Here is a 10,142-nt window from a genome sequence, read left to right as displayed (position 1 = left end):
CCTCGGTGGTGAGTCGGTGCGTCAGACCCACCCACTCCTCCCGGAGGCCCTCCCCTCGATCAAGCCGCCACGCCGGACGACCTGTCAACAACGTGATGGGTCGCTACACCTAGAGGGTCAGTTGCCACTCACGACCCCCGGTGACCTACGGTTCCGGTGAGCAGGGCCGCGAGCCGGGCGTCGGACTCGGCGAGGGCGGAGCGATCGAAGGTGGACGAGCTGACCAGCAGCTCGTCGGCGCCGGTGCGGGCGACGAGTGCGTCGAGCCGGGCCGCGACGGTCTCCTCGTCGCCGACGATCGTGCGGCGAAGGGCCGCGTCCACGGTCGCGCGCTGCCGTCCGCTCAGCGGGCGGGTCGGATCGGGCGGCTCCAGCGGCGGGAACTCCCCGGTGGTGCGGGCGGCAGCGAGCGCCCAGGCCTCGGGAAGGGCGAGATCGGGGTCCCCGACCAGGACGTCGAGCGACACGACGAGGTAGGCGCGGTCGCCCGCCCGATCGCGGTAGTCGGCGAGCGCCTCGCCACCGGCCGGAGTGTCGTCGAGCACCGGGCCGCCGACGACGACGGGCAGCCCCAGGTCCCCGGCCACCGCCAGCCCCTTGCCCGTGGCCAGCACGAACAGCGGGACGGGCGCGTCGAGCCGCGGACGGACGGTGACGGGTGCGGTGCCGTCGAGGTAGGCCCGGAGCTCGTCGAGGTCCTCGCGAAACGTGTCGGTCCCGTCGGTCCGCAGGGCCCGGCGGACGGGTGCGGTGAAGCCGAGCGAGCGTCCGACGCCGAGGTCGACCCGGCCCGGATGCAGGGCGGCGAGCACCCCGATCTGCTCGGCGACGACGAGCGGCTGGTGGTTGGGCAGCATCACCCCGCCCGACCCCACGCGGATCCGCTCGGTGGCGGCCGCGACGGCGGCCATGAGCACGGTCGGCGCCCCCGAGCCGATGCCGGGGACGGCGTGGTGCTCGGCCACCCAGAAACGGTGGTAGCCGAGCTCCTCCGCCCGCTTCGCACGCCGGATCGTGTGCCACAGCGCCGCCGAGTCCGGCTCGCCCGCGCGGGTCCGGGACCGATCGAGCAGGGACAGGCGCACGTCCCGTGCAACGGCGGGCACCGACCGCGCATTTCCGCACGTCAAGGACGGTCGTGAGGGCGGACTGCCGCTCTAGGGGCAGTAGGCACTCACAGGAGGTTGCGGCGCTCCAGGAGCGGGCGGATCTCGGGGTCGCGGCCGCGGAAGGCGCGGTAGGCCTCCATGGCGTCGACGCTGCCGCCCTTGGACAGCAGCTCCCGGCGGAAGTGGTCGCCGTTCTCCCGGCGGAGCCCGCCGTTCTCGGCGAACCACTCGACGGTGTCCGCGTCGAGGACCTCGGACCAGAGGTAGGAGTAGTAGCCGGCCGAGTACCCGCCGGCGAAGACGTGGTTGAAGTAGGTGCTGCGGTAGCGCGGCGGCACGAGCGGGTGCGCGATACCGGCCTTGCGCAGCGCCTCGGCCTCGAAGGCAAGGACGTCCTCGACGGTGTCGTCGACGCTGAGCGTGTGCCAGGCCTGGTCCAGCAGCGAGGCGGCCAGGTACTCCGTGGTCCGGTAGCCCTCGCCGTAGGCCCGGCTCGCCAGTAGCTTCCCCAGCAGCTCCGGCGGCAGCGGCTCGCCGGTCTCGTGGTGCCGGGCGTACCGGTCGAGGATCTCCGGGCGCTCCAGCCACATCTCGTTGACCTGCGACGGGAACTCGACGAAGTCCCGCGGCACGGACGTCCCGGAGAAGGTCGGGTACCGGACGGCCGAGAACAGCCCGTGCAGCGCGTGCCCGAACTCGTGGAAGAGGGTGCGCACCTCGTCGATGGTCAGCAGGGTGGGCTCGCCCTCGGCCGGCTTGGCGATGTTCAGCGTGTTCATCACGACGGGCCGGGTGCCGAGCAGCCCGGCCTGCGGGACCAGCGCGTTCATCCACGCGCCGCCGCGCTTGGACTCGCGGGCGTAGTAGTCGCCGCCGTAGAGGCCGAGCGGGGTGCCGTCGGCGTCGAAGACCTCCCAGTACCGGACGTCCGGGTGGTAGGTCGGCAGGTCGTGGCGCTCGTGGAACTGGATCCCGTACAGCTCCTCGGCCGCGTGGAACACGCCGTGCTGCAGCACCCGCTCCAGCTCCAGGTACGGGCGCAGGAGCGCCGCGTCGACCTCGTAGCGCTCCCGGCGCACCCGCTCGGCGTAGAACGCCCAGTCCCACGGCTCGAGCACGTGCCCGGCGAGCGCGGCGAGGTCGGCGGCCTCCGCGTCGGCGTTGCGCATCGCGGGCGGGGTGAGGTCGGCCAGCATGGTGGCGACGGCGTCGACCGAGCCGGCGGTGTTGTCGTCGATCACGTAGGCGGCGTGGCTCGGGAAGCCCAGCAGGCGCGCCCGCTCCGCGCGCAGCGCCGCGAGCCGCAGGACGACGTCCCGGGTGTCGTTCTCGTCGCCCCGCGCACCGCGCCCGATCGACGCCTCGAAGATCTCGCGCCGGAGCTCCCGGTCGGTGAGCGACTCGAGCACGGGCTGCCCGGTCGGCAGCACGAGGGTGATCAGGAAGCCGCTGCCGTGCCCGCGGTCCTTCGCCGCGGCCGCCGCGGCCGAGATCGCGCCCGGCGACATCCCGTCGAGCTTCGCGGGGTCGTGGACGTGCACCGCCGCCGCGTTGGCCCCGGCGAGCAGCCGCCCGCTGAACGTCGTGGACAGCGAGGACAGCTCGGCGTTGATCGCGCTGAGCCGCTCCTTGTCGGCCTCGCCCAGCTCCGCCCCGGCCCGGACCGCGTCCCGGTGGTGGCGCTCGAGCAGCCGCAGCGACTCCGGGTCGAGGCCCAGCTCCTCGCCCTTCCCGTGCAGCTCCGCGATCCGCGCGAACAGCCGCGGGTCCAGGGCGATCGCGTCGGCGTGCGCGGCGAGCATCGGCGCGACAGCGGCCCGCACCTCCTCGATCCTCGGGGTCGTGTGCGCCCCCGCGCGGCTGAAGAACACCCGCGAGACCCGGTCGAGCGTGCGGCCGGAGAGTTCGAGGGCCTCGATCGTGTTGGCGAAGGTCGGCGGGCCGGAGTCCAGGATCGTGTCCACCTCGGCACGCTGCTCCGCCATCCCCGCCTCGAACGCCGGCAGGTAGTCCTCGTCGGTGATCGCCGCGAAGTCCGGGAGGCCGTAGGGCAGCTCGCTGGGCGCGAGGAAGGGGTTCGCCATCCCCTCACGCTAGCCCGGGCCGGGGCGCCGGAGTGCACGCCCGGCGGTCACCAGAGCGACTGGACCACCACGCCGTCGTGCAGGGTGGAGACCTTGTTCCGCTTGCTCCACTCCATGAAGGCCGGGAGGTCCACCCAGTCCTGGATCGCCAGCCGCCAGTGCTCCGGCACGCCGGCCGGGCCCTGGTAGATCTCGTGGAGGACGAAGACCGTGTTCCCGGTCGGCGACGAGTTCGGGTCGACCGGGTCGGCCAGCTCGGGTCCCGTCGAGATCGTGTAGGAGAGCAGCGCCTCCTCGCCCTCCCGCGGGTGCCCGGTCATGAACTCCGCGTGGCTGGCGAAGATGCGGTCGCCCTCGGCCACGTCGTCCGGGCCGACCGTCCACATGACGACGATGTTCGTCCTGCCCTTCTCCGACATCGGTGTCCTCCTCGGGGTCGGCCCCGCCCCCACGGCGGGACGCCCACTCGGAATACGCGCACCGGCCCGTGCGGGCACTACGTACTTGTGCGTACCGACCCCGCCAGCAGGTCCGCCGCCCGCTCGCCGACCATCACCGCGGTCGCGGCGGGCCCGCGGCGCGGCACGGCCGGCAGCACCGAGGTGTCCGCGACCCGCAGGTTCCCGAACCCCTGCACGCGCAGGTCGGGATCGACCACGCGGCCGAGGGCGGCGCTGCCGCAGAGGTGCACCGAGGTGGTCAGGACGTCCCGGATCCAGCCGTCGAGCCGCACGTCGTTGCCCAGCACCCAGCCCTCGGGCGCGGCGCGGTCCAGGCCGGCGACACGCAGCAGGTCCGCCGCGATCCGGACGGCGGCGCGCAGCCGTCGTCGATCGGCCTCGGTGCGCAGGTAGCGGTAGTCGAGCAGCGGCGGGGCGAGCGGGTCGGCGGAGGTGATCGTGAGGTCGCCGTGGCTCTCGGGGCGCTGCAGGGCGCACATGAGGTGCACGTCGCCGCCCTCGCCGAACGGCCGCGCGAACAGCAGGACCTCCAGGTCGCCGGCCGGGTCGGAGCCCGAGTCGAGGTTGAGCGCCGCCTGCCCGGCGACGGCGTCGGGGTGCGGCGGCGGGCCCGGCCACCGGAAGGGCAGGTAGACGCTGGGATGGTCGGACCACCCCTGCCCGACGGGCAGCTCCGCGCGCATCGGGACGCCGGCCTGCTGCAGCACCGGCGCCGGCCCGATCCCGCTGTGCAGCAGCAGGTGCGGCGAGCCGACGGCCCCGGCCGCCAGCACGACCTCACCGGCCCGGATCGCCCCCGCCGTCGTCTCGACGCCGAGGGCACGGTCGCCCGCGAGCAGCACCCGCAGGGCCCGGACGTCCGGCCGCACGGTCAGCGTCGGCGCCTCCGGTGCCGCTCCCCAGGGCGGCGGGAGGTACGCGGTCGCGGTGCTGATCCGGACACCCTCCGCCGCGTTCGACGGGATGGGCCCCGCCCCGGGCGGCCCGCCCGCGTTCTTGTCCGGCTCCTCGGGATAGCCCAGCGTGGAGCAGGCCGCGAGGAAGACCGGCGTGACCGGGGCCAGCAGCCGTCCGGCCGGCCGGCGCACCCGCAGCGGGCCGGCCGTGCCGTGCCGCGGCCCGTCGACGTCGAGGTCGGCCTCCGAGCGCCGGTAGTACGGGAGGGCGTCGTCGAAGGACCAGCCGGGGACCGCCCAGTCGGCGAAGTCCTGCGGCACGGCCCGCACGAAGTACGACCCGTTGATCGCCGACGAGCCGCCGACCACGCGCCCGCGCGGCACCGAGACCATCCGGCCGCGCACCAGCCGGGCGGTGTACTCCCAGTTCAGCGGGTGTCCGGGCGCGGTGGCGGCGAGTGAGGCGGCGCTGGTGACGTCCGGCAGCCGGGAGGCAGGACCGGCCTCGACCAGGCAGACGGAGCGGTCGCCGCGCTCGGCGAGCCGGCCGGCCAGCGCGCACCCGGCCGAGCCCGCGCCGACCACCACCACGTCGTACCCGGGGTCGGTCACGGTGCGAGGATGCCGCACGTGAGCCCCCGGGACAGCAGTGCCGCGCGCGACCTCGCCGACTTCGTCTCCGCCTCCCCCACCCCGTACCACGCCGTGGCCGAGTCCGTCCGCCGGTTGCGCGAGTCGGGCTTCACCGAGCAGGTCGAGACGGACGACTGGGACGCCTCGCCCGGCGGACGCTTCCTGGTGCGCGACGGCACGCTGCTGGCCTGGCACGTGGGCGACGGCGCGCGGCCGGGCACGCCGCTGCGGATCTTCGCCGCCCACACCGACTCCCCCACGCTGAAGGTGAAGCCGCGCCCGGACACCGGGGCCGCGGGCTGGCGGCAGGTCGCCGTCGAGGTCTACGGCGGCGCGCTGTGGAACTCCTGGCTGGACCGCGACCTCGGGCTCGCCGGCCGCCTCGCGCTGTTCGACGGGACCGTGGTCCCGGTGAACGTCGACCGGCCGCTGCTGCGCGTGCCGCAGCTGGCGATCCACCTGGACCGGCAGGTCAACCAGGGCCTCACCCTCGACGCCCAGCAGCACCTGCTGCCGGTCTGGGGCATCGGCGACGTCCGGGAGGGCGACCTCGTCGAGTTCCTCGCCGCCGAGGTCGGGATCGACCCGCGGCAGGTCGCGGCGCACGACCTCGTGGTCCACGACGTCACCCCGCCCGCCCGGCTCGGCCGCGAGGGCGAGCTGCTCGCCTGCCCGCGGCTGGACAACCTGGCGTCGGTGCACGCCGGGCTGGCCGCGCTGCTCGCGGCGTCGCGCTCCCACACCGGCGTGATCCCGGTGTTCGTCGGCTTCGACCACGAGGAGATCGGCAGCGGCACGGCCACGGGCGCGGCGGGCCCGCTGCTCGAGACCCTGCTGACCCGGCTCGCCGGCGGGTTCGACGCCCGGGCGCGCGCGTTCGCGGCCTCGCGCTGCCTCTCGGTGGACGTCACCCACGCGGCCCACCCCAACTACCTGGAGCGACACGACCCGGGGCACCGCAGCATCCCCAACGGCGGGCCGACGCTCAAGGTCAACGCCAACCAGCGGTACGCCACGGACGCCCCGGGCGCCGCCGCCTGGCAGCGGGCCTGCCGCGGGGCCGGCGTCCCCACCCAGTTCTTCGTCGGGAAGAACACCGTGCCCTGCGGGACCACGGTGGGGCCGATCGTGGCGACCCGGCTCGGGATCCGGACCGTCGACGTCGGCATCCCGGTGCTGTCCATGCACTCGGCGCGCGAGCTGTGCGGCGTCGACGACCCCGGGCACCTCGCCGCGGCGGGCGCGGCCTTCCTGGCGGATCCGTCATAACGGGCGTACGGAACTCCTGTCACGCTTCCGTTTGACGCCGCACCTACCGCGGGTCACCGTCGGGCCGTCTATCCGCGACGACGACGACGGGGAGCAGACCATGGCCGGCACGATCGACGGTTCTCGCGACGACGAGGCGATCCAACGGTCCCAGCGGCGGCGGGCGGTGGTCGCCTCGACCGTCGGCACGACCATCGAGTGGTACGACTTCTTCCTCTACGGGACGGCGGCCGCGCTCGTCTTCCCGAAGCTCTTCTTCCCCGGTGAGGACCCGTACGTCGGGGTCCTGCTCGCCTTCGGGACCCAGTTCGCCGGGTTCGCGGCGAGGCCGATCGGTGCGGCCATCTTCGGCCACTACGGCGACCGCATCGGCCGCAAGTCCACGCTCATCATCACGTTGCTGCTGATGGGGATCGCGACGGCGCTGATCGGCGTGCTGCCGACGTACGCCGCGATCGGCATCGCCGCACCCCTCCTGCTGACGCTCCTGCGGATCGTGCAGGGCGTGGCGGTCGGCGGCGAGTGGGGCGGGTCGGTGCTGCTCGCCATGGAGTGGGGCCACGCCAAGCAGCGCGGGTTCATGGCCAGCTGGCCGCAGCTCGGCGTCCCGCTCGGCCTGCTCCTCTCCACCGGTCTGGTGCAGCTGATGTCCTCGACCACCGGCCCGGGCTTCCTCACCTGGGGCTGGCGGGTGCCGTTCCTGGCGAGCGTGGTGCTCGTCGGCGTCGGGCTGTACGTCCGGCTCCGGGTCCTGGAGAGCCCGGAGTTCGCCGCGGTCAAGGCGAAGCAGACCGTGGTGAAGATGCCGATCGTCGACGCCTTCCGCACCCAGTGGCGGGAGATCCTCAGCTCGGCCTTCGTGCGGCTCTCCGAGCAGGCGCCCTTCTACCTGTTCATCACGTTCGTGCTCAGCTACGGCACCCAGCAGCTGCAGCTGGCCCGGGGTTCGCTGCTCAACGCCACGCTCGTCGCCGCCGCGATCGGCCTGGTCAGCGTGCCCTTCTTCGGCTGGCTGTCGGACCGGATCGGACGGCGGACGATGTACGGCATCGGCATCGTGTGCACCGCGTTGTTCGCCTTCCCGTACTTCGGGCTGCTGAACACCCGGGTCGGCGTCCTGGTGCTGCTGGCGATCGTCCTCTCGCTGATCTTCCACGACATGCAGTACGGGCCGCAGGCCGCGCTCATCGCGGAGAGCTTCGGCACCAACATCCGCTACAGCGGTGCGGGCCTGGGCTACCAGCTCGCCTCGGTGATCGCCGGCGGCCCCGCCCCGCTGATCGCCGCGTACATCCTCAAGAACACCGGCTCCAGTACGGGGATCTCCTGGTACATCGTCATCTGCTGCGTCATCGCGATGATCGCGCTGCTGGTGATGCCGAGGCGCACGCTGACCGACGAGCGGTCGGTGCAGGCCGCCGTCACACAGGGGTAGGACCGGGCGAACCGGACCGCCGGGCTACGGTCGGTGATCGTGACGGACGTCTGCTTCGAGACCGCCCGCGGCATGGCGGCGGCGCTGCGCCGCAAGGAGATCTCGGCGCGCGAGCTCGTCGGGGCCCATCTCGACCGGATCGGGTCCTGCAACGGGGCGGTCAACGCCGTCGTCACCCTCGTCGCGGAGCGTGCCCTCGCCGAGGCCGCGGCGGCCGACGAGCGGCTCGCGGCGGGCGAGCCGGTCGGGCCGCTGCACGGCCTCCCGATGGCGCACAAGGACACACACGCCACGGCCGGGATCCGCACCACGAAGGGTTCGCCGATCCTGGCCGACGACGTGCCGGCGGAGGACGAGCTCGTGATCGAGCGGATCCGGGCCGCCGGTGCGATCACGCTGGGCAAGACCAACGTGCCGGAGTTCGCGGTCGGCTCGCACACGTTCAACCCGCTCTTCGGGGCCACCCGCAATCCGTACGACCTGAGCCGCAGCGCGGGAGGCAGCTCCGGGGGCGCCGCCGCGGCCCTGGCCACCGGCATGCACCCGCTGGCCGACGGCAGCGACATGGGTGGCTCGCTGCGCAACCCGGCCTCGTTCTGCAACGTCGTCGGGCTGCGGCCGGCGCCCGGCCGCGTGCCGTCGCACCCCACCGAGCTGGCCTACTCGACGATGAGCGTGCAGGGGCCGATGGCGCGGACCGTCTCGGACGTCGCGCTGCTGCTGTCGGTCATGGCCGGGCCGGACCCGCGCTGCCCCATCTCCATCGAGCAGCCGGGATCGGTGTTCGACGCACCGCTGGAGCGCGACCTCACCGGGCTGCGGGTGGCGTGGTCGCCCGACCTGGGCGGCTCGATCCCGGTCGACGCGGCCGTGACCGCGGCGCTCGAGCCGCAGGTCCGGGTCTTCGAGGAGCTCGGCGCCACGGTGCAGCGCGCCGACCCGGACCTGCGCGGGGCGGACGAGGTGTTCCGCACACTGCGGGCCTGGAGCTTCGCCGTGTCGATGGGCCCGCTGGTGGCCCGGCACCGGGACCGGATGAAGGCGACGCTCGTCGGCAACATCGAGGAGGGGCGGCGGCTCACCGGCGCGGACGTGGCCCGCGCCGAGATCCTGCACTCCGCCCTGTTCCAGCGGATGCGGAAGTTCTACGAGCGGTACGACCTGCTCGCGCTGCCGGTCTCGCAGGTGCCCCCGTTCCCGGTCGAGATGGAGTACCCGACCGAGATCGCGGGCGTCGCCCAGGGCTCCTACCTCGACTGGATGCGCTCGGCCTACCTGATCTCGGCCTTCGGCCACCCGGCGATCTCGGTACCCGCCGGCTTCACCCCCGACGGGCTGCCGGTCGGGTTGCAGCTGGTCGGCGCGCACCGCGGGGAGGCGGGCCTGCTGCAGGTCGCCCACGCCTTCGAGCAGGCCACGCGGGTCGGCGAGCGCCGGCCCCCGCTGGTCGCCTGACGTGCGTCGCCCCCGGCACCCAGAGGGCGCCGGGGGCGGCGGGATTCGCGTCAGCTCCCCCTGACGCGGTGGCTTCGAGCTCGTGACCAGCATGAACCCGAGCTGGAGCCGGCACCAGGTGGGAAATGTGCGTACACAACATTGAGGATGCGGGCGCTAAGGTGACCCTCCGATCCACGGGGGGACACCATGCTGATCACCACCATGAACGACGTTCCGGGGCACCGGATCACGCAGGTCCACGGCGAGGTCTTCGGGCTCACGGTGCGCTCGCGCAACGTCGGTTCCCAGCTCGGCGCGGCCTTCAAGTCGCTCGCCGGCGGCGAGCTCAAGGGCATGACGAAGAACCTCGAGGCCAGCCGCGAGGAGGCGATCGACCGGCTCACCCGGGCCGCCGAGGCGCACGGGGCCAACGCCGTGGTCGCGATGCGCTTCGACACCACGGAGATGGGCGACACCTGGTCCGAGGTGTGCGCCTACGGCACGGCCTGCTCGGTCGAACCCGCCTGAAGCAGCTCCCCGACGGCGTCGGCGGCCTTGAGCCCCGAGCCGGTCAGCACGGCGACCACCCGCTCGCCGGGGTACAGCGCGCCGCGGTCCCGGAACGCCCGGACCGCGGGGACGACCTGCGCGCTCGTCGGCTCGGCGTAGAGGCCGCGGCGGGCGAGCTCCAGGGTCGCCGGGCCGATCTCCGCCTCCGGCACGGCCACCATCGCGCCGCCGGAGGCGCGCACGGCCGCGAGCACCTCGCGGTCCCGCACCGGCCGCGCGATCGCCGTGCCCTCGGCGATCGTGCGGGG

Annotated in this window: 9 protein-coding genes; 4 read left to right on the top strand and 5 right to left on the bottom strand. The window is 73.9% G+C overall.

Features of this window, described 5'->3' with window-relative positions; genetic code table 11:
• Positions 1-128 precede the first annotated feature (128 nt).
• From AB0B41_RS41485 to mftG, 4 genes are all read right to left on the bottom strand, one after another.
• Entirely contained in the window at positions 129-1,106 is a 978-nt protein-coding gene (locus AB0B41_RS41485) for an MsnO8 family LLM class oxidoreductase (RefSeq protein ID WP_358212527.1), read from the bottom strand.
• Positions 1,107-1,174: 68 nt separating this feature from the next.
• Complete coding sequence (locus AB0B41_RS41480; protein ID WP_358212526.1) at positions 1,175-3,193, bottom strand: M3 family metallopeptidase; 2,019 nt, start codon at positions 3,191-3,193, stop codon at positions 1,175-1,177.
• 47 nt (positions 3,194-3,240) lie between these two features.
• Positions 3,241-3,612 carry a hypothetical protein gene (locus AB0B41_RS41475; protein ID WP_358212525.1) on the bottom strand — a complete coding sequence of 124 codons (372 nt, stop codon included), beginning with the start codon at positions 3,610-3,612 and terminating at the stop codon, positions 3,241-3,243.
• A 77-nt stretch (positions 3,613-3,689) separates the two neighbouring features.
• The gene (gene mftG, locus AB0B41_RS41470) at positions 3,690-5,162 is read right to left on the bottom strand and encodes a mycofactocin system GMC family oxidoreductase MftG (RefSeq protein ID WP_358212524.1); all 1,473 of its coding nucleotides are present in this window, start codon (positions 5,160-5,162) and stop codon (positions 3,690-3,692) included.
• 18 nt (positions 5,163-5,180) lie between these two features.
• Between mftG and AB0B41_RS41465 the strand changes: the two genes are divergently transcribed.
• From AB0B41_RS41465 to AB0B41_RS41450, 4 genes are all read left to right on the top strand, one after another.
• Positions 5,181-6,452: a M18 family aminopeptidase gene (locus AB0B41_RS41465; protein WP_358212523.1), complete on the top strand. Its 1,272-nt coding sequence runs from the start codon at positions 5,181-5,183 to the stop codon at positions 6,450-6,452.
• 100 nt (positions 6,453-6,552) lie between these two features.
• Complete coding sequence (locus AB0B41_RS41460; protein WP_358212522.1) at positions 6,553-7,887, top strand: MFS transporter; 1,335 nt, start codon at positions 6,553-6,555, stop codon at positions 7,885-7,887.
• 39 nt (positions 7,888-7,926) lie between these two features.
• Positions 7,927-9,342 (top strand): amidase, encoded by a 1,416-nt coding sequence (locus tag AB0B41_RS41455; RefSeq protein WP_358212521.1) that lies wholly within the window; start codon positions 7,927-7,929, stop codon positions 9,340-9,342.
• Positions 9,343-9,531: 189 nt separating this feature from the next.
• The gene (locus AB0B41_RS41450; RefSeq protein WP_345380731.1) at positions 9,532-9,852 is read left to right on the top strand and encodes a YbjQ family protein; all 321 of its coding nucleotides are present in this window, start codon (positions 9,532-9,534) and stop codon (positions 9,850-9,852) included.
• Here the strand turns inward: AB0B41_RS41450 and AB0B41_RS41445 are convergent.
• Positions 9,819-10,142 (bottom strand): pyridoxal-phosphate dependent enzyme (locus tag AB0B41_RS41445; RefSeq protein ID WP_358212520.1); only part of this gene is annotated, 324 nt, incomplete at its 5' end. The two genes, AB0B41_RS41450 and AB0B41_RS41445, sit on opposite strands and share 34 nt — an antisense overlap.

Source organism: Pseudonocardia sp. NPDC049154 (genome assembly GCF_040648315.1).
In the GTDB taxonomy this organism is placed as follows: domain Bacteria; phylum Actinomycetota; class Actinomycetes; order Mycobacteriales; family Pseudonocardiaceae; genus Pseudonocardia.
The sequence above is the reverse complement of the archived record's forward strand: the minus strand, read 5'-3'. Positions and strand labels throughout refer to the sequence as shown.

What these genes read in the sequence shown, in the direction of transcription:
- AB0B41_RS41480 (WP_358212526.1), bottom strand. Translation starts at nt 3,193, where the DNA reads ATGGCGAACCCCTTCCTCGCGCCCAGCGAGCTGCCCTACGGCCTCCCG.
- AB0B41_RS41475 (WP_358212525.1), bottom strand. Translation starts at nt 3,612, where the DNA reads ATGTCGGAGAAGGGCAGGACGAACATCGTCGTCATGTGGACGGTCGGC.
- AB0B41_RS41460 (WP_358212522.1), top strand. Translation starts at nt 6,553, where the DNA reads ATGGCCGGCACGATCGACGGTTCTCGCGACGACGAGGCGATCCAACGG.
- AB0B41_RS41450 (WP_345380731.1), top strand. Translation starts at nt 9,532, where the DNA reads ATGCTGATCACCACCATGAACGACGTTCCGGGGCACCGGATCACGCAG.